This window comes from Singulisphaera rosea (genome assembly GCF_054877945.1).
Genome location: NZ_JBTYIP020000007.1, coordinates 231944 through 250482, shown reverse-complemented (window position 1 = coordinate 250482; position 18539 = coordinate 231944). Strand labels below are relative to the sequence as shown.

13 protein-coding genes are annotated in these 18539 nt (G+C 64.0%); 4 read left to right on the top strand and 9 right to left on the bottom strand.

Going from position 1 to position 18539, the window contains the following annotated elements; all coding sequences use genetic code 11:
• Positions 1–133: 133 nt before the first annotated feature.
• The 5 genes from ACYOEI_RS15405 to ACYOEI_RS15385 form a co-directional block, all read right to left on the bottom strand.
• The gene (locus tag ACYOEI_RS15405) at positions 134–571 is read right to left on the bottom strand and encodes a hypothetical protein (protein ID WP_462850400.1); all 438 of its coding nucleotides are present in this window, start codon (positions 569–571) and stop codon (positions 134–136) included.
• A 309-nt stretch (positions 572–880) separates the two neighbouring features.
• Positions 881–2629: a TolB-like translocation protein gene (locus tag ACYOEI_RS15400; protein ID WP_462850399.1), complete on the bottom strand. Its 1749-nt coding sequence runs from the start codon at positions 2627–2629 to the stop codon at positions 881–883.
• A 333-nt stretch (positions 2630–2962) separates the two neighbouring features.
• Positions 2963–4060 carry a DUF1559 family PulG-like putative transporter gene (locus ACYOEI_RS15395; RefSeq protein ID WP_462850398.1) on the bottom strand — a complete coding sequence of 366 codons (1098 nt, stop codon included), beginning with the start codon at positions 4058–4060 and terminating at the stop codon, positions 2963–2965.
• Positions 4061–4128: 68 nt separating this feature from the next.
• On the bottom strand, positions 4129–4512 hold the full coding sequence (locus ACYOEI_RS15390; RefSeq protein ID WP_462850397.1) for a hypothetical protein: 384 nt from the start codon (positions 4510–4512) through the stop codon (positions 4129–4131).
• 228 nt (positions 4513–4740) lie between these two features.
• Positions 4741–5682 carry an alkaline phosphatase family protein gene (locus ACYOEI_RS15385; RefSeq protein WP_462850396.1) on the bottom strand — a complete coding sequence of 314 codons (942 nt, stop codon included), beginning with the start codon at positions 5680–5682 and terminating at the stop codon, positions 4741–4743.
• 578 nt (positions 5683–6260) lie between these two features.
• Between ACYOEI_RS15385 and ACYOEI_RS15380 the strand changes: the two genes are divergently transcribed.
• A complete protein-coding gene (locus ACYOEI_RS15380) occupies positions 6261–7430 on the top strand; it encodes a GntR family transcriptional regulator (RefSeq protein WP_462850395.1) in 1170 nt (389 codons plus the stop codon).
• A gap of 24 nt (positions 7431–7454) precedes the next feature.
• Here the strand turns inward: ACYOEI_RS15380 and ACYOEI_RS15375 are convergent, their stop codons facing one another.
• Together ACYOEI_RS15375 and ACYOEI_RS15370 are read right to left on the bottom strand one after the other, a co-directional pair.
• Positions 7455–8885, bottom strand: coding sequence for a sigma-54-dependent transcriptional regulator (locus ACYOEI_RS15375; RefSeq protein WP_462850394.1), 1431 nt, complete (start codon positions 8883–8885; stop codon positions 7455–7457).
• A gap of 269 nt (positions 8886–9154) precedes the next feature.
• Positions 9155–10264, bottom strand: coding sequence for an alpha/beta hydrolase (locus ACYOEI_RS15370; protein WP_462850393.1), 1110 nt, complete (start codon positions 10262–10264; stop codon positions 9155–9157).
• 437 nt (positions 10265–10701) lie between these two features.
• On the opposite strand from ACYOEI_RS15370, the gene ACYOEI_RS15365 reads away from it, so the two are divergent.
• A complete protein-coding gene (locus ACYOEI_RS15365) occupies positions 10702–12675 on the top strand; it encodes a redoxin domain-containing protein (RefSeq protein ID WP_462850392.1) in 1974 nt (657 codons plus the stop codon).
• Positions 12676–12913: 238 nt separating this feature from the next.
• Positions 12914–13783 carry an aminotransferase class IV gene (locus ACYOEI_RS15360; protein WP_462850391.1) on the top strand — a complete coding sequence of 290 codons (870 nt, stop codon included), beginning with the start codon at positions 12914–12916 and terminating at the stop codon, positions 13781–13783.
• Between the two features lie 791 nt (positions 13784–14574).
• On the opposite strand, the gene ACYOEI_RS15355 is transcribed toward ACYOEI_RS15360, so the two are convergent.
• Together ACYOEI_RS15355 and ACYOEI_RS15350 are read right to left on the bottom strand one after the other, a co-directional pair.
• Positions 14575–15648, bottom strand: coding sequence for an ABC transporter permease (locus tag ACYOEI_RS15355; RefSeq protein WP_462850390.1), 1074 nt, complete (start codon positions 15646–15648; stop codon positions 14575–14577).
• Positions 15649–15744: 96 nt separating this feature from the next.
• On the bottom strand, positions 15745–16749 hold the full coding sequence (locus tag ACYOEI_RS15350; RefSeq protein ID WP_462850389.1) for an ABC transporter ATP-binding protein: 1005 nt from the start codon (positions 16747–16749) through the stop codon (positions 15745–15747).
• Positions 16750–17177: 428 nt separating this feature from the next.
• Here ACYOEI_RS15350 and ACYOEI_RS15345 point away from each other — a divergent pair, with 428 nt between their 5' ends.
• Complete coding sequence (locus ACYOEI_RS15345) at positions 17178–18437, top strand: ExeA family protein (protein WP_462850388.1); 1260 nt, start codon at positions 17178–17180, stop codon at positions 18435–18437.
• The last annotated feature ends 102 nt before the right edge of the window (positions 18438–18539 follow it).

The following is an 18539-nucleotide window of genomic DNA, read 5'->3' as shown; positions in this document are numbered from 1 at the left end:
AACTTGGTCGAACGAAGCGAGCCCCCGGTCCCATGCGGACCGGGGGCTCGTTTTTCGAAGTGGGAGTGGCGTGCCCAGATCCCGAACCTCAGATCACGCAGGGTAGGCCGAGGGGGAAGGCCCATTTCCGCGATCAAGGAGCCGTCGACGTCGTTCGGGACTGGCTCGGTGTTGAAGCCCTCGCCTTCGACACCGAGGCCTTCGTCGCCACGCCCTTTCGTTTCTTTTTCTTGGCGACCGGCGGAGTCAGGCTCGTGATGTTGCTGTCCGGGGCGACCTCGGCCTTGTCTTTCTTCTTCTTGGCGGCCTGCTGCATCATCTTCTGATACTGTTGCTGCTGCTTCAGCATCATCTGCTGCTGTTGCATCATCATCTTCTCTTCCATCAGTTGCTGGTAAGTGAAGATGTTGCCGCCGGAGGCTCGCCATTCGGGCGAGTTCATGTTGACCGCGCCGTAGGGTGTGTTCATCAGGCCACTGGATCGGCCATACCATCGCGCCTCGGCGACCGTCGGGGCCATGGCGACCACGGCGAGGACTACCCACAGGCCTTCGCGTCGGATTCTCGTCATCGTCACCTCCCCTCGAAGATTCACGCGACGAACCGGGCCGAGGGTCGACGTCCGGGGCCATCGGCCTGACCGATCCGATCGATCATCGCCCGTATTCATCAGTCTACATCGAATCGAGGAGGGACGCGAGAGGGATCGAGATGTCGAGGGAAATTCGAATCAATAACTGTTGTTGATTCGCCTTGGTCCGCCGTCCTGCGTCCCGTCCGAGGTGGGTTTCCGTGCGATGAGATGCCGGCGAACACTGACTCCATCTCGGCGTGCGCCGCGCGGCGACGCCGACCAATCCGCATCGCCGGCCTCTGGCCCTTACCTCCCGGCGGAGAAGAGACTCAAGCCAGGTTCGTCGGAGCGTTCCTTGACGTCCAGCTTCAAGAATGTGTGCCCCGCATGGCAGCCATTGCAGTAATGGTAGCCGTTGGCGCGGATACCACTGTAATGGTCCCCCGCGTAAGCGAAGTAGGTTCGGGCGGGGCGGTTACCCGACGCCGGGCTGGTCCAACGGGCCACCTTGCCTTGCGCATCCAATCCCACGATCACCGAAGGGCTGAGAGGGTCGCCGGGGATCCAGGCCCGGAGGTCGTCGTCCAGCAGCAGAGGAGCGACCGCTTGTTTCTCCCACGAACCGGGGATGCGGAGCTGATCGGGGTGGTCGAAGCGGTCCCGGCCCGCGGAGTAGACCGCGATCGAGGCCACGTTGGTGGGAGGAGAGACGACCGGGTCGACGCGCGGGTCGATCGGTTTTCCGCTCGAGCGATCATGCCAGGGGATCGGATTGCGAATGGCCAGGCGGACGGCGACGTTCTCCAGCAATCCCATCGGCCCGGAGTACGACTTGCCGGACTCGAGCGCGATCCTCTCGGGTTTGTCGTAGCCCTCGACGGTGGGGGGCACCAACCGTCTCGGACCATTTCCGAACCGGCGAGCATAGACTGCCACAGGCTCGGCGTCGACAAACTCGGGGTCGTCGAAGATTCGCTCCGGCGTCGGCTTGCTCGCGGACCAGTCGTCGGCGACCCGATAAATGCCGAACGAGTTGGCGGGTGCATTCGTCGGGGATGCCGCGAACAGGATCGAGTTGCCTGGAGCGGGCGATGGGCAGGCGACGATCAACTCTCGCCCCTCGGCGTCGCGGTCTGGCCCGAAGAAATGCCCTGCGCCCCCGTGATAGGGGAGTGCCTCCTCTTTGGCAGCGGAGCTTGGAGACGTCTGGATGTATCCCCAATCCGCCTGGGCGAGCTTCAGCGGTCCGTTCGGTGACACAGCCGTCATGTAGACGATACGCCCATTGAAGAGGGGCCGAGGCCTCCAGACCGGCTCGGCGCTCTTGATCCCGTAAGAGAATTGGGCCGCGTTCGTCATGACCACCGCCGCCATCCAGTTGTCGGCCGGGCGGGTGGCAAAGTCACCACGGGTCGACACCGGTTCCACGCCGGAGAGGTCGGCCTTCACCGCTTCCCGGTTGCGGCTCCAGAGGCTGAAAAGGATCTGCTCCCCAGCGATGAGGACGGGCCAACGGTCGTTGTTGCGGTTCGCCGTGACGGGAACCGGAGCTTTCGAGTCCGGCGCCCAGGTCCAGATCTGGGTGGCGCGACGGCTGTGGTCACGCCCCAGGTCCGGCAGCCGGCTCGACGCGAAGGCGAATCCATTCGGTCCGAGGTCCGTGGGGTCGATGTCGTCGTAGTCGCGTACTTTGCGATCCCGGTCGGAAAGCTTCGAGCCGTCGGCGCGGAAACGGAGGGGAGGGACCGCGATGCAGCCGGGGTCCTTCGGTCCACCCGTCAAAGGCCGGAGGCCCGAGCCGTCGACGTGGACTTCGTAGATCCGCCAACGGTCGTTGCGGTCCTTTCGCCCGGCGAAGAGGATCCGCTCTCCGTCCAACGAGACGGACGGGCTCATCACGTCGATCAGGGTCGAGCCGTCGGGCAACGTCCGGCCCCACGTCAGTTCGAAGAGCTCTCCGTCCTGGTCGAGGAGGCGGAGCCGCCCCTCGTGGGCTGCCCAGGGGACCTGCACGGGTTCACGGTAAGGTTCGGCGTCCGGGGACGCGGGGTCCAAGCTCGTTGGTTCGGTTCGAGACGTGAAAACAAGAGCCGTCTTTGGCCTTCGCTCGACGTGCCTGGCTATCTCGCGGGCGGGCGGGACGGTCCTCCTTTGCCGGGTCACGGATCGCAGGCAGGCGGAGCCGACCGCGACGATCAAGACGACCAGGAGGACTGACCCCTTCCGGCGGCGAACCCACATGATCGGCCTCATGGGAGAGTTCACGAGAGGTTTCGTGCGGGAAGACGAAGGCCCCGAGGCGTTCGCCAGGCATTGCCTTGCGAACGGCCTCGGGCGTCTAACGACAACGACTCACTCGCGGCGAATTAGGCGTACGTGAGACCTGGCTTACAGGGCATCGGCGCTGATAATTTCGCCGCCAGCCCTGGTACCGAGGGCGCTGTAGATGCCGGGATTGATCGTCTCCTTGACGAAGCGGACGCTTCCGTCGCCCATCAGGAAGTTGGCCCCACCGGGGTGCATGCTGCCGTAGCTGACGATGTAAGCTTCGAGCTCGGCGCCACTGAAGACGTTCGGGCCGGGCGACTTGAGGTTCATCTTCACGCCCGTGCTGCCCAACGCCTCGTTCAGGCCGTAGTAGCAGTCGATGCTGTCCGAGCCGAACTGCCAGACCGCCTTGCGGCGGCCGACCCCCTGGAGGTCGAGCTCGGCGACGTCATAGCGGGTCTTCAGCATGTAGTTTTCTTCGCCGACGAAGACCGTGTTCGACAGGCCGTCCGTGACACCCGGGATCGTGATGCGGTGTCCGCCGACGTCCTGCTTATTGTCGGTCACCTCGTACTGAAAAGGCCCGTTCGACTGGGGGCTGGGGCCGCCGGTGGCGTTGGTTAGGTCGTAGACGGTGTAGAGCTGCGTGGCCGTGCCCGACGCGACGGCGGCGTAGTTGACCGGCACTCGCTTCTGGACGATCCAGTTCTCGTAGCTGGGGCCGTAGACGTGCTCAGGAAGCGGACTCGAGGGACATCGGAGGATGTTCACCACGGTCTCGCACGCGGCCACGTTGCGCTGGGTCGCCGGGCCCCAAGCGCCCCCGTCCGTCCCCTGGATGGTGACGTCGGCGGTGGGGAAGCCGGGGTCCGGAGCCGCCCAGTCGCCGTTGTTGTCCTGGGTGTACTGGCCCTCGTCGTAGTGGCCCCCTTCCGGCGCGAAGTCCATCGCGACGCTGAGATTGCTCTGCTCGAAGTACGCCGAGAGGTACGCCGACCACATCGGTCCGGCGTCGTTGGCGCCTGGCGGGAAGTTATTATTGACCGTGTAGAAATTGTGCAGCGCGAGGCCAAGCTGCTTCTGGTTGTTGGTGCATTGCGCGCGCCGAGCGGCTTCGCGGGCGCTCTGGACGGCGGGCAGCAGCAGGGCGATCAGGACCGCGATGATCGCGATCACGACCAGCAGCTCGATCAGGGTGAATGCGCGACGTCGCCCCATGGAACTTCTCTCCTCGAGTCGGGGAAAGGGAGGGAAAATGGATCGACCGAAAAAACCATCAATTGGGATTACTTGGAACTCTTGATGTCGAAGGTGAACGATCGGGCCCCGCCGCTGACCGTCGCGGTGACCGGCGTCTTTGCGACGTTGCGGTACTCCTCCGCGACGGCTTCCTTCTCGCCTCGGAGAGTCTCGGACTTCTTGCCGCCCCCACCGCCGAGGATCGGCTTGCCTTTGACCAGGGTCTGCGAGAAAGTGACCTTGTAGTCGCCCGATGGGAGTCCGGTATCCTTGCCGTCCTCTCCGAAGGCGAACTTCCCGCTCTGATCGGTGTTTCCTCCCCCTCCACCGGGACCTCCCCCAGCGGGGATAAACTTGACGATCACGAAGGGGGCAGGCGCTCCATCCATGTTCACGACACCACCCACGGCGTATCGCGTGGGCTCTCCCATCGAGCAACCACCTACGGAAACGAAGAGAGAGATGTTGAAAATAATGATTCGTGCGGAGCGTATCATGGAACGAAGCCTCTCCTGAGCACGTGACTCGAGGCGAGCAGTGGGACTTCGCCAAGGCGCGGACGTCGCGAGATGACCGGGGACGTGGAAATCCGTCACCCGCACCACCTTTAGCCAATCACCTCGAGTGGAGCGTTGACCCGTTTTCGGGCGAGTGGGTCATTACTTCGTCTCGGCGAAGGCCTGGATGACCGGCCGACCGATCCAGCACCGAGGAGGGGTCACCCCCAGGACGTAGGCGATGGTGGCCGCGGTGTCGAAGGTGTTGACCGGCGCCGAGATCTCTCGGCCGTGGGCGACGCCATGCCCGGAGAGGATCCAGGGAATCTCGAGCTCGACCATCGACGCGCCACCATGCCCTTTCCCCTTACCGCCGTGGTCGGAGGTGATGAGAACCACCGACTTGTCAGCGATCCCGGCGTCCTCGAGGGCCGTGAGGACTTCCCCGATCAGGTGGTCGGCCTCGGCGATCGCCTTGTCGTATGCCGGCGTCCCGTGTCCGTGCTCATGGCCGGCATGATCGACGTGGTCGAGGTGAATGAAGAGGAAGTTCGGCTTCTGATCCTTGAGGTACGCGATGGCCTGATTCGTGGTTTCGACGGGTCCCTTGGGATGGACAAGCTTGTCGCAGACGTTGCGCTCGACCAGCCGTCCGAAATCGTCCCAGTCATGGAAGCAAGCGATTTTGCTCGAGGGCTTCTGCTGGCGGAGCTGGCCGAAGATGGTCGGGAAGATGCCGCCGGTTCCAACTTCCGTCGGCTCCACTTGCTTATCCCCCGGCTTCCAATCGTTGGAAAGCACGCCATGCTGCTCCGGCCCGGCTCCCATGATCATCGATGCCCAGTTTGGGCTGCTCGACGTCGGCATCACGCCGCGAGCATGGAGGGTCCACGCTCCCTCGGCCATCATCCTCTGCAGCACCGGCGTCTTGGTGCGCCGAACCCCCTCCGTACTCAGTCCGTCGATCCCGATGACCACGAAGTGCTCGACTCCGGGGACCTGAGCTCGGACGTTCGAAGGAAGGGATCCCCCCAGCAGCATCAACGCGAACAACGCACGGCTCGCACTTCGGGACGTGCAGGGGCGGGCTAGGCTGACGAGCATGCGGACTCCTCATGCGAAAGCGATGTCGCCGCAGTGCGCGAACCGCGGCCGGCCGGAAGAAACATCTGTCATGCGAGAACGATGGAAGGCTTGCGAGTGAGTACATTACAGTTTCAGGCAGTGGTTCTCGCGTGCTCCCAATGAATTTGGTGTGAATTTAAGCGGCTGTAGCCCTGGTTCACCTCGAGATGTTGGCTCCTCCGAATCAGGTTGCGACAAGAGAACTCCTCGTAAACGATTCAAGGATTGGTTGTTAAGAAAGAAGAGTCCTTCTCGAGAGTATCGAGGGTTGAACGAATTTCTTCGTCGATTTTCCTTCCTTAATTCCTGATGTTGATGGAGTCGTTGGCCAGCCAGCTTCTGGCAAGCAAGCCCGATCGTCGTGCGGTCCTGGTGTTGTAAATCCTTCTTTCTTAATGATTTGAGTCGAAATCATGGCTCCTGGGGTGGTCGCCTTTTGAACTGTGCTATACAATCGGCGTTAGGTCAAGGCATTCATCGAAGCAAACACGCACGATTGCCTTCCTTGGCGTGCCTTCAATCGCGAGCAGCTGAACCTTTAGGGTGCGAACAAAATAATGAATGAAAAGTTAAAATATGTTGATATTGCGAAAGACATCGAAGCCGAGATCGTCTCCGGACAGTGGCCCGAGGGGGAGAGGATGCCCGGGGTCCGAGGGATCGCATCGAAGTATGGAGTTTCGACGGTCACCGCCTCGAGGAGTCTTCAGTTATTGCGGGACCGGGGCCTGATTCGCTCGGTGCAGCGGTCGGGTAGCTACCCGGTCGCGTCCAAGGAGGCTCGTGGCCAGCCACTCTGGGCGATCTGCTTTCGGACGACTCCAGGGCCCTGGTATCGCGCCTCATACGCGACGACGATGAGCGGGTTCACCTCCATGGCGCAGGCTGGGGAGGTGTATTTAGATGCGATGACATTTCGAGTGGAGGAGGAGTCGACCGAGGCGCAGATCGTTCGGATGGCCCAAGACGCCGGGGAGCGCGGCGTGTCGGGCCTTTTCCTGATGCCGTCTCGGATTAGCGAAGATTCCATGCGGCAGGACGAGACCGTCCTCGAAGCCTGCCGAGAGACGGGCCTTCCTGTCGTCTTGATCGAACGCAACCTGCGGGGGGCGGGCCGGCCGTTGGAGTATGACCAGGTCGGTCCGGATGACCTTGACGGCGGCTACCGAGGGACCCGACACCTGCATGACTCCGGTCGACGTCGGGTGGCCTTCGTCCTCGGTGGCCCGACCAGCAGCCACCGTGAGCGGCTCGCCGGCTATCTGCTGGCCCGACAGGAGGCGGGCGAGTCCCCGATGCTGATCGACCTGGCGGGAGACCCCCTCGACCGACTGGCCTGCGCACGGGTGGCGGACCGGGTCATTGCCTCAAGAATCGAGGGCGTCGTTTGCTACCACGACGTCGTCGCGATGGGCCTGATCCTCGAGCTCCTGGCCCGGAGAATCCGAGTCCCCGACGGCGTGGCGGTGGTGGGATTCGAGGATTTGCCCATCGGCGACGCCTTCTCGATCGGCCTGACCACCTACGGATCCGACTTCGAAGCGATCGCTCGCCGAGCTTTGCTCGTCATGGCCGCCCGCATCGAGAATCCGAACGCTCCACCGGCTCGGGTCGTCGTCCCCGGTCGAGTGATCGTTCGCCAGAGCGCCCCGTACCGGGTCACTGCCGCTTCCCCCGAGCCGAACTCGATCGCCGGAAAGGGGCCGGGAGAAGCGTCGCAGGAGTGAATTGGCTTCGGAACGCCGGGCCGATCAGACGGTTTCCCCGACCGCGACCTCGGACCTGGCCGCGCCCTTGATCTTGAAGTCGGCCTTATCGATCCGGTAACGCCGGAGCTTCTCGCTGATGCTCCGTCGAGAGAGGCCGCAGTGGGCGGCGCACTTGTCGATCCGCCCTTTGAAGCGTTCGAGGACCCGTTGCAGGTAGGCCCGTTCGACTCTCTCGGTCAACTCCTCCGTGATGTCCTGGAGGTGGCGATGGAGGTCGAAGTCGAGGCTGAACGGTTCTTCCCGAGTCGAGACGACCTGGGGCGGCAAGTTATCCGGCTCGATGACCGCGCCAGGGGTCGTGACGACGGTCTGCTCGATCACATGCTCGAGCTCTCGGACGTTCCCCGGCCAGTCGTATCGGGCCAGCCGAGAGAGTGTCTCGCGGGAGGCCGTCTTGAGGGGGAGCCGGCGTTCCTGGAGCCGTTTGAGGATGTGGTGGACGAGCAGCGGGATATCGTCGAGTCGCTCGCGCAACGGGGGCAGCTCGACGCCGACGACATTGAGGCGATAGTAGAGGTCTTCGCGGAACCGCCCCTCGGCGACCGCATCGTCCAGCTTCAGGTTGGTGGCGGCCAGGATGCGGCAGTCGGCCTTGATCACCTCGGAACCGCCGACGCGCTCGAATGTCCCGTCCTGGAGGACGCGGAGCAACTTGGCCTGCATCCCTAAGGGGAGCTCGCCGATCTCGTCGAGCAAGAGGGTGCCCCCCTTGGCTTGCTCGAACCGTCCCTTCTTCTGGCGATCGGCCCCGGTGAACGCGCCTCGTTCGTGGCCGAAGAGCTCGCTCTCGAGCAAGAGTTCGGGGAGCGCCGCGCAATTGACGGCGACCAGCGGTCCTTGGCGCGTCACGTCGGTATAGTGGATCGCCTGGGCGACCAGCTCCTTGCCGGTGCCCGTCTCGCCGGTGATGAGGACATTGCAGGCGGAGGAGGCTACGCGAGAGACCCTGGAAAAGATCTCGCGCATCCTCGGGCTCTTCCCGAGGATGTTGTGATAGGCGTATCGTTGTTGCAGGCCCTGGCGAAGCGACGCGACCTCGTCGATGAGCTTGCGATCTTCGAGTGCCTGCTCGACCAGAACGCCGAGACGTAGAGGGTCGATCGGCTTGAGCAGGTAGTCGTACGCGCCGAGCTTCATGGCCGAGACGGCCGTGTCGATCGAGGCGTGCCCGGTCATCACAATAGCGGTGACCGGGAGGTCTCGATTGCGGATCTCTCGGATCAGCTCGAGGCCGTTGATCCCGGGGAGGCAGAGGTCCGTGAGGACCACGGAGAAGTTCCGCTCGACCAGCCACTCGAGGGCCGTCGTCCCGTCATGGGCGACCTTGATCCGTCGGTCGGGTGCGGCGAGAAGTTGTGACAGTTGTTGACAGATGAGCTCGCTGTCATCCACCACGAGGATGCGTCGATCCATGGCGCCCTCATCCAAGGTTGAGGTGGGTGGGAGACGGTTCCAGGAGGTGTCCGCGGAAGGTAGGAGGGGAATCCAAACCCTCGAGGACGAGGACCATCCCTCGAAGCGTGTAGCCTACGCGGATTGTAAGGTTTGTCAAGGTGAGATTGACACCTTGCTTCCCATTTTGAGCCGGAAACCGGCCCCGTTGCGAGGGGCCTGCTTCCGATGGTTGACACGCGAAGGATCGCGACCCGACGAATCGCTCGGATCGTGAGGCCTGGTCACCATCAATGTGCGGGCTTCAAGAATACGTCCACGAATTCATACGCCTTGACCCGCACCTCGTCGGGGAAGTCGTGCTCGGCGTCGGGCGTGTCGAGCTCGAGTCGTCCGGGGACATCGAGGAGTTGGTAGACAGGTTTGGCGGCCTCGAAGCAGGCCCGAACGCCATCGACCTCGAAGTTGGCGTCGTGCGTCGGCGAGTTCGAGAAGAATCCTCGAGGGGCCAACCCGGCGATCAACTCGGGGAAGTCGAACGGGACCTTCTTCAGGTCCAGGCCATAAGTCTCCTTGAGCCGGGGCATGTAGCCTTTATGGGACCAACCGGCGATGTTCCCCCGATAATATTTCGGGAAGCTATTGAAGCCGCACGACGAGACGACGACCTTGATCCGGGGGTCGAAAAGGGCGGTGAAGATCGAGTTGTGGCCCCCGAGTGAGTGCCCGATCACCCCGATCCGCTCCGGCTCGACTTCCTCCAGGCTCCTGAGCAAGTCGACCCCGCGGAGGTTGTCCCAGATCGCCTTCATCGACGCGCTTGCATAGCCGAGGGCGTACGGGTCGACCTTGTGCTCGCCGAAGTTCGGATAATCCGGGGCGAGGGTCACGTAACCTCGGGCGGCCAGTTCCCTGGCGTAGCGAAGGTTCTTCTTGCCGCCGAGCCCGGCGGGCTCATCCTTCCCGATCGACGTCGTCTGATGGAGGCAGAGCATCGCGGGGACTTTCCCCGACCCGGGGCGACGCTTCGGGATCAGGAGCCAGGCGGGGACTCGGTCACCGGGCTCGCTGGCGTAAGTCACCTTCTTGCGGACGAAGTCCGGCTCGTCGATCGTCTCGATGACCTTGAAATCAAGGGGAACGCGTCGCTCGCCCCCAGGCAGCGGGCCCATCACCTCTTGGAGAGAGGCGAGGATGTGGGCCCGGCGAACTTCCCAGTCGGCCCGCGTCGTTACGGGCGTCTCGCGTCCGTCGGGACCTCGGGTCACGAGGAGATTGGAATGGTCGTCATACACCGGGAGCTTCGGTGCCTCAGCATTGACGGCCGGGGCCGCGAAGAGCAGCAGGACGGCGATGGGGCCGAGGGGTCGACCGGGGCGAGGGTGTCTGCGAACCTTCATCGGTTTCGTCTCGTTATGGCTGTGGAGGATCGTCCGGGGTCGTGCCCCGAGTTTGCGCCAAGAGGGGCCGACGATCAACCAATGAGCCTCGAGAGGTTCCCGGTGGCACGGTCTTTGCCTTGAAGGATTCGAGACTCACAGCATGGCTTGAATCATCTCGGGTGAATCCGCGGTTTTGGGGCGTCCCGTGTCGAGGCGGGGGTGCGGAAATGCCGATGAGAACGGTTGAGTCGGTTGCGCCCGAAGGTGGCCGGTCCACCGGATTGGCGGAATGACACGATTGTAAGCCCGACTTGGTAATGCTTACAAAGGACCCGCCCGCCCCTCGCGGATGACTCGATTTCGTCGGGTGTCTTTATTCGAGTCGGGCCCTCCGGTCGCGGAGCGATCGGAGGTTATCAGCCGGGGCACTCGCCCCGGCGAGAAAGGAGACACTGATGCGGTCTCTGCGGACTCTGTTGGTCGCGGCCGGTTTAGTGGGGATCGTCCCGGCACTCGCCCGGGCCCAAGGTCTCCCCGCGCCCGAGACCCTTCTCGAAAAATTCCAGCCAAGCCTCAAGGGCGTCGACTACGAGGTCCTGACCAACCCGCAGGCGATCAGCAAGTGCAAGGTCAGGAACGTCACGAACGCCCAGAATAAAGTCATCGGGTACGAGCTCCTCGACGAGAAGGGCAAGCTGCTCCGTCGGCTCCTCAACACGTCGGGCTCGATCAACCTCGACCAGTGGAGCTACTACCTCGACGGCTTCGAGGTCTATCGCGAGAGCGACACGAACGACGATCAACGCCTCGACGAATGTCGATGGTTGAACGCGGGCGGGACCCGGATCGCCAAGGTCGCAAGCATCAAGGTCGGCGACGCCTGGAAGCTCAAGATCGTCGGCTGGAAGCAGATCTCCGCCGAGGAAGCCTCCAAGGTCTTCGTGCAGGGCCTCGTCTCGGGCGACCGCGAGCTGATCGAGACGGTGCTCGCCACGCCCGACGAGCTCAAGACGTTGGGGCTCCCCCAATCGCTCCTCGACAAGGTCGCCGAGGCTTCGGGCAAGCGGATCGAACAGGTCAAGGCCTTGCAGGGGGGCCTGAAGGGCTGGACGAGCCAGACGGTCTGGCAGCGTCTCGACGGCGTGACGATGCCCCACCTGATCCCGAAAGGCCCGGATAACACCCTCACCGAGGACCTCGTCCTCTACGAGAATTGCCTGATCCAGGCCGGCCCTCCGACCGGGCCGACCAACCCCACCGAGACGGCGTTCTTGCAGGCGGCCGAGATCGTCAAAATCGGCGACACCTGGAAGTTCGTCGGCCTGCCCCACGCGATCGACATTCGCAAGCCGATGCTGACGGCCGACGCGGGGATCCGCAACGCGATCTTCGAGCAAGTCCCGGCCAACGGCCCCGGCGGCGGCGAAGATCCCAAGCTCGAGGCCGCCCTCTCCGCACTCGCCAAGTACGACGAGCAGAGCCCGGCCGGAGACGACAAGAAGCAGGTCGCCGAATTCCACGTCGGTCGCATTCGGCTCCTGAACGAAGTCCTCAAGAACATCAAGAGCCCCGACGATCAGCTCACCTACAACAAGTCGGTCGTCGACAGCCTCGCATCCGCCCTCCAGACCGGCCTCTACCCAAGGGCGGAGGAGATCCTCGACAGCCTCATCAAGAAGGGCGACAAGCTCAGCTCCTACGCCGCGTTCCGGAAGATCTACGCGGTCTTCTTCGCCAAGAGCGAGGACGGCGGCAACCTGGTGGCGAATCAGAAGCAGTGGATGGGCGAGATCAAGGCCTTCATCGCCAAGTATCCGGAAGCCGACGAGGTCCCCGAGGCCCTGTTCCAGCTCGGCAGCATCAACGAGTTCAACGTCGAGGAGGAGGAGGCCCGCAAGTTCTACGGGCAGCTCGCTCACGACTTCCCCGCCTCCGACCAGGGCAAGAAAGCGGCCGGAGCGCTCAAGCGACTCGAACTCGAGGGCAAGGCCATCTCCCTCAAGGGGCTCGGCCTGAACAAGGAGTCGGTCGACGTCGCGCAGTATCGCGGCAAGGCGGTCCTGGTCCTCTTCTGGCTCTCCGCCGACGAGCGGTTCCAGCGCGACCTCCCGGACCTCGTGAAGCTCTACGAGAAGAACCGCGAGAAGGGCTTCGAAATCGTCGGCGTCAACCTCGACTCCGAGCCCAAGGACCTCGAGCAGTTCCTCAAGGACAAGCCCCTCCCCTGGCCCGAGATCGTCGAAGGGGGCGGGATGGAGAAGAATCGCCTGGCGCTGGACTTCGGGATCATCACCCTCCCCACGATGTTCCTCGTGGACGGCCAGGGCAAGGTCGTGAACCGCAACATCCGATCCGTCAGCGACCTCGACAAGCAGCTCGAGAAGGTCGTCGGCAGCAAGGGGGCCGGCGTCGCCTTCGGCACGAAGTGATCGTCATTTCCGCAAGCTTTGATTGAACCGTCGAGGCCGGCTCCCTCCAAGGGGGTCGGCCTCGCGCCATTGCCCACCCCCGCCTCGAGCGATTATCCTGGTCCGGGATGGCCGCGGCGATGATAGGGATCCGTCTTTTGAGAACGTGGAACACGTCCGCGAAGGCCGCCGATTCCTGATCCATATCTCGCGAGCCTTCTGTCCGCAACCGATGACCGATCGTCCGGGAGCAACGTCGATGGAGAGTCTGGCCTGCCTCAATGGCGAGCTGATGCCGGTGGACCAGGCCCGAATCCCCATCTGGGACCGCGGCTTCCTCTTCGGCGACGCCGTCTACGAGGTGTTGCGGATCTATCAGGGGCGCTGCTGGCTCGAGGAGCTTCACGCCGTCCGGCTCCGACGAAGCCTCTCCGAGATGATGTTCCCGGCCATCGACGTGGAGCAGGTCTTCGCGAGGGCCGCGCGGACGATCTCCGCGAGCGGCATCGAAGAAGGGACCGTCTACATTCACCTGACGCGTGGTGTCGCCCCCCGCGCCCATGCATTCCCGGATCCTCCCGTGCCTCCGACCGAGTTGATCGTCGTCCGCCCGTTCGACGATGCCCCGGTGGCGGCGATGCGCCGGCGAGGCGTCGCCGTCATGAGCCAGCCCGACGTGCGCTGGGGACGTTGCGATGTGAAGTCGACGAATCTGCTCGGAAACGTGATCGCCCACGAGGCCGCGCATCGAGGGGGGTGTTTTGAAGCCGTGCTCGTGGACCGTGACGGCCTGGTGACGGAAGCGACGCACAGCTCCCTCCTCTGGGTACGAGACGGCCGACTTGAAGCCACGCCCGAGGGGCCGAGCCTCCTGCCGGGGACGACCCGCCGATGGGTCCTCGACCTCGCGGCCGCTCTTGGGATTGCCTACAGCGACACCCGCGTGACACTCGACGAGCTGAAGGCGGCCGACGAGGTGATCCTCGCGGGGACCACGATCGAGGTCCTTCCCGTCATCACGATCGACGGGCAGAACGTGGGGGACGGCCAACCCGGGCCGGTCGCCCGCCGGCTGCTCGAGGCCAATCAAGCCGCCATCGAACGCTGGCTCGCCCCGGCCACGGTCTGACCGACCGACGAATGTGTCAAATTTTGCTATGTTGATGGGGAGGAAGCTTGATTAGGGCCTTATTCGACGAGGTCTTCCGTGGTCCTTCCCTGGTTTCGTGATCGGAACGGTTGCCGTCGAATTCTTCCCTACCGTCGGCGGGAGGCCGAATGTCCACGAGCGACGAGTACGTCGACCCGTTCGAGGCCCATTTTCGACGCGACCCCTTGCCCGGTGCCTCCGTTCAAGTGATCGTCCTCGCCCGAGGGGATTACGATCGAGCCGAGTCGGTCGCCAATGGTCTGGTCGATCTGATCCGAGTCCGGAAGCGCCTCGCGGAAGGCCTGGTCGTCTCGATCGCCGGGCGAGGGCAGGATCAGGTACTCCGAGAGACCCTGGGCCGATCGGGACACCCGCTCGTGCTGGTGACCTCGGCCGAGGAACCCTGGACTTCCGACCACCTCGACCCGCTACTCAAGTCGATCGACGCGTGCGACCACGTCATCGGTCGTCGACGACGAGCGGCGGCGGGCCGGTTGTTCCGTTGGTTTGCCAGGATCCCTTGGAAGTTTCTCTTCGCCGTCCCGGTCTTCGACCCTCACTCGCCGTGCCGACTCCATCGACGGGAGAAGCTGGCGGCGATCCCGCTCCAGTCGTCCACCGACTTCCTCGACGTCGAGATCCTCGCGAAGGCGACGTTCTTCGGCCAGTTGATCGACGAGGTGCCGGTCCCCCCCCTCGCTTCGCCCGAGCTCTGGGCGTTCTGGAACGACTTCCTCGACGTCCTTCGACACCCGATCATGGTCCACCCGTCAGGTCCATCGGAAGATCCGGAGGGCGACCAGAAAGGTGACGACGGTCCAGGCGGCCAGGATGGCGAGGGCCGGGGTGACGTCGAGCCATCCGGCCCCTTCGAGGATCACCCCCCGCAAGGCGCCGATTAGCTGGGTCAAGGGGAGTGCCTGGATGAACGGCTGGGCCACCTGGGGGAATCGCTCGGACGAGAAGAAGACCCCCGAGAACAGCCACATCGGCAGCATGACCAGGTTCATGAGCCCGCTCACGGACTCGGTCGACTGGGCTCGGCTGCCGATCAGCAGGCCGATCCCCGCAAACGCCAAGGCCCCCATCACGTCGACGACGATCACCAGCAGCAGGCTTCCTCGGATCGGCATGCCGAAGACGAGTGTCCCGAGGAGGAGCAGGACCGCAAGGTCGGGGATCAGAAATGTCAGGCGTGACGCGAGCAGGGAAAGCAGGAAGTCACGCCTCGGCATCGGGGTGGCGACGAAGCATTTGAGGAGCTTGGCGATCCGGAAGTTGACGAGCAAGAACCCGATCCCCCAGAGCCCTCCTCCCATCGTGTTCAGACCGATCAGGCCGGGGATGAGGAAGTCGATATACCGCGAGCCGCGTTCCGTGACCGTGACCTCCTCGGTCGAGATCGGGTCTTTCCGCCCCTTGGCGATCTGCAGGATGTCGTCGATCGCCCCCCTGGCGGAGACGGCTTCCGGCCGGGATGGGTCATAGCGGTAGACGATTCGAGACCCGGAGTGATCGACGACGAGCGGGGTCTTGCCGGTGTTGATCCGCCGTGTCGCTTCCTCGGGCGTATCGATCCGGAGGACGAGCCCAGGGACTTGTCGCTTTCGGGCGCCGGCGTCGTAGTCGCGCAAGACTTTCTCGACGTCGGCCGCGACGCTGTCGCCAGGTTTGACCACGAGGTCGACCTGGATGCTCTCCGGCGGTCGGCTGCGAAACGCGAGGCCGAGGCCGATCGCGAGCACCGTCGGGAATCCGTAGACCCAGAAGATCCGGGCCGGCTGGCGGTAAAACTCGCGAAGTCGGGTCAGGTAAAGTTCGCGGAGCGAGTGGGAGCGCGACATGGCGGCCTGTCATCCCAATGGGAAGAGGAACGAGTCGGTCTGGGGCGGATGCCGCCACAAGGTTCGGTGGATCCCAGTCGAGTCGATCGGGCGAGGTTAGCCTCTGCGGGCCCCTCGGCGCTTGCGACCTGGGCGTCCGGTCGGGGATTCCTCGGGTTCATTGTCGCGGAGGTGGCGTCCCGTCAACGTGACGAAGACATCCTCGAGGCTCACCTGCCGGGTCGTCAGCCTCGCCAGCGGGCAGGACTCGGCTTCGAGCCGAGAGAGCAGGGCGGGGATCGCACGATGCGGTTCGCCGACGGTCAAGGCGAAGCCATCGCCTTCGGCACGTGCCTGGAGCACGGTCGGCAGGTCGCCGAAGCTGGAAGGCTCGGGCGCGTTGCCTTCGCCCGCAACGGCGAACTCGACCACGTGCTCCCCGCCGAGCTTGGAGATCAACTCGGCCGGCGACCCCAGGGCGATGACCTTGCCATGATCGATAATGGCGACCCGGTCGCAGAGGCGTTCGGCCTCATCCATGTAGTGGGTCGTCAAGACGGTCGTCCGACCTCGGGCGTGAAGGTCGCGAATCACGTCCCAGAGTTGTCGCCTCGACTGAGGGTCGAGCCCGGTCGTCGGTTCGTCGAGGAAGAGCAGCTCCGGATCGCCTACGAGGGCCACGGCGACGGCGAGACGTTGTTGCTGGCCCCCCGAGAGCTGGTCGACGAACGAGTTCGCCTTCCCTTCGAGCGAGACTCGGCCGAGGACATCCTCAGGCTCGAGGCCTTCGCGATAGAAGCTCCGGAAGAGTCGGACCATCTCCCGCGCGGTCTGTTTTTCGGGGAACCGCGTTTCTTGAAGCGTGACGCCGATCCGCTCGCGCAAGGCCCGCTCGTCATGCTCCCAGCGAAGCCCGAGGATCTCGACATCTCCCGACGTCGGCCGGTTCAACCCCTCGAGGATCTCGACGGTCGTCGTCTTTCCGGCGCCGTTCGGTCCGAGTAGGCCGAAGCATTCGCCGGTGCGGACCTCGAGATCGAGGCCGTTGACCGCATCCACGGGCGAGTCGCGGCCGGGGTATCGCTTGCGAAGGTCCTTGACCCGAATCGCCCAGTCGCCCATCGTCCCGCCTTATCCCGCAGTGGTTGCCACGTCACCTTCTCGGAGACCTTCCCCGAAAAAGCCGGATGATTGTAATCCCCCTCAAGGCGGCCGCCCACCCGGCACCTTCGTTTTTCAAAAATCCTTAATTTGATCACACGATCGAGCGAAGAGACCGTCTCGATGCGTCGAAGTCATGTCGCCCCGCTGTCGGAGACGATTCCGGGGTATTTTCCAGGAATTCTCGGCGATGGACCAAAGGTTGAGCGTTCGACGCTCAGGGGATGTCCGCGCTTCAAGGCGAGGGAACTTGACACCGATACTTCTTTGGACGTCCGCGACGACCGGCGGAAAACGTCCCATCCGGCCACGCTAGGCGGGCGGGGCGGGACTGCTAGGCCACGATCGCGACACGTCGGGCCGGCAACAAGGACGGGAGGGGGACCGCGATGGATCGAAGCAGGAAGACCCCGAGGCTCGAACACCAACGGATCGTCGAGGGACCGTCCGACGAACTCCTCCTGGAAAGCCGACGCGCCGCGATCTCGACCCTGGGGTCCGCGCTCGATTCGAAGGCCGGTCCCGTCCTGCTGACGGGCGAGGCCGGTGTTGGCAAAACCTGGGTCTGGCAACGCTTCTGCTCCACGATGTCGGCGAACCGCCGTTGGATCGCGGTCGATGTCTCACCCGCGAATGATCCGGGGGACCTAGACCGCTTGATCGGACACGCACTCGGAATCGATGTGACAGCGACGGGGTGCGTGACCCGGAACGAGATCGCCGACTTCCTCGAAGAGTGCGCGGCGGATGGCCAGGAGTGGATCCTGGTGATCGACGAGGCGCAGAGCGTGGGTCCTCAGGTTCTCGATGAGATCCGCATCCTGGCGAACCGCCTCGATCGTATCGACGGCTTTTCCGGCCTCATCATCGTCGGGCAGACCTCCCTCGCCCGACGCCTGACGACCCGAGCCCTGGCCCCTCTCGCGATTCGCCTGGCCCAGCATATTCATCTCCGCCCAGTCGATGTCGATGAGGCTGCGGCCCTCCTGGAGCACGAGTGTCCCGAACTGCACAGGAATGTCGACGACGTCGAAGTCCTGCATCGAGACGCCGGGGGAAATCCTCGACGCCTCCTCGGGATGGCACGCATGGCCTCGCGCCGGGTCTCCCGCTCGCCTCTCGAATCGATGCGGCTCGCGAAGCAGCCCAATCCGACGCCGGTCGAGCTCGTCCATCCCATCCCCCTCGCCGATCCCGACCCGATCGCCGATTGGGAGGAAACCATCGACCCACCCGTTCTCGGAACCGCGAAGCCTCCCTTGCGCATGGAGGAGGGGCTCATCGAGGTCGGCTGGGAGCCCGGGGTCGAATCCGAGACGCTGCCCGAACTCGTCAGGAACTCCGCCGAAGACTTGCTGGCGAGAAGCGCCTCGCCTGCTGAAGGTCCCTCGGGCGTCGAGATCATCGATGACCACTACGCGGCCCTCCAGGCCTGGACCGAATGGGCCCAGAATCAAGGTCGGACCCCGTCGCTGGAGGACTCGAACTCCAAGCATGAGGTCCTCGGTGGCGACGAGCTCTCAGAGGACTCCGATGCGGGAGTCTCCACACGCTCCACACCGATCCAGGCGGGCGTCTGGGCTGATCGTCAACAGACCTTCGCCCCCTACAGCCAGTTGTTCACCAGACTCCGCCAGCCGAAAGATTAAGCGTCCTCTGGGTCGTGGCGACGATGCGGGCTGAACGGGCTCCCGGAGACGCAGGCTTGGAAAAGCAATCGGTCGGCACGGTCGAGCGCAAGGGACGTACGC

Coding starts and splice junctions, on each gene's coding strand:
- ACYOEI_RS15385 (WP_462850396.1), bottom strand. CDS start 5,682: ATGCTCGTCAGCCTAGCCCGCCCCTGCACGTCCCGAAGTGCGAGCCGT.
- ACYOEI_RS15380 (WP_462850395.1), top strand. CDS start 6,261: ATGAATGAAAAGTTAAAATATGTTGATATTGCGAAAGACATCGAAGCC.
- ACYOEI_RS15350 (WP_462850389.1), bottom strand. CDS start 16,749: ATGGGCGACTGGGCGATTCGGGTCAAGGACCTTCGCAAGCGATACCCC.
- ACYOEI_RS15405 (WP_462850400.1), bottom strand. CDS start 571: ATGACGAGAATCCGACGCGAAGGCCTGTGGGTAGTCCTCGCCGTGGTC.
- ACYOEI_RS15360 (WP_462850391.1), top strand. CDS start 12,914: ATGGAGAGTCTGGCCTGCCTCAATGGCGAGCTGATGCCGGTGGACCAG.
- ACYOEI_RS15345 (WP_462850388.1), top strand. CDS start 17,178: ATGGATCGAAGCAGGAAGACCCCGAGGCTCGAACACCAACGGATCGTC.
- ACYOEI_RS15370 (WP_462850393.1), bottom strand. CDS start 10,264: ATGAAGGTTCGCAGACACCCTCGCCCCGGTCGACCCCTCGGCCCCATC.
- ACYOEI_RS15375 (WP_462850394.1), bottom strand. CDS start 8,885: ATGGATCGACGCATCCTCGTGGTGGATGACAGCGAGCTCATCTGTCAA.
- ACYOEI_RS15355 (WP_462850390.1), bottom strand. CDS start 15,648: ATGTCGCGCTCCCACTCGCTCCGCGAACTTTACCTGACCCGACTTCGC.
- ACYOEI_RS15390 (WP_462850397.1), bottom strand. CDS start 4,512: ATGGGAGAGCCCACGCGATACGCCGTGGGTGGTGTCGTGAACATGGAT.
- ACYOEI_RS15395 (WP_462850398.1), bottom strand. CDS start 4,060: ATGGGGCGACGTCGCGCATTCACCCTGATCGAGCTGCTGGTCGTGATC.
- ACYOEI_RS15365 (WP_462850392.1), top strand. CDS start 10,702: ATGCGGTCTCTGCGGACTCTGTTGGTCGCGGCCGGTTTAGTGGGGATC.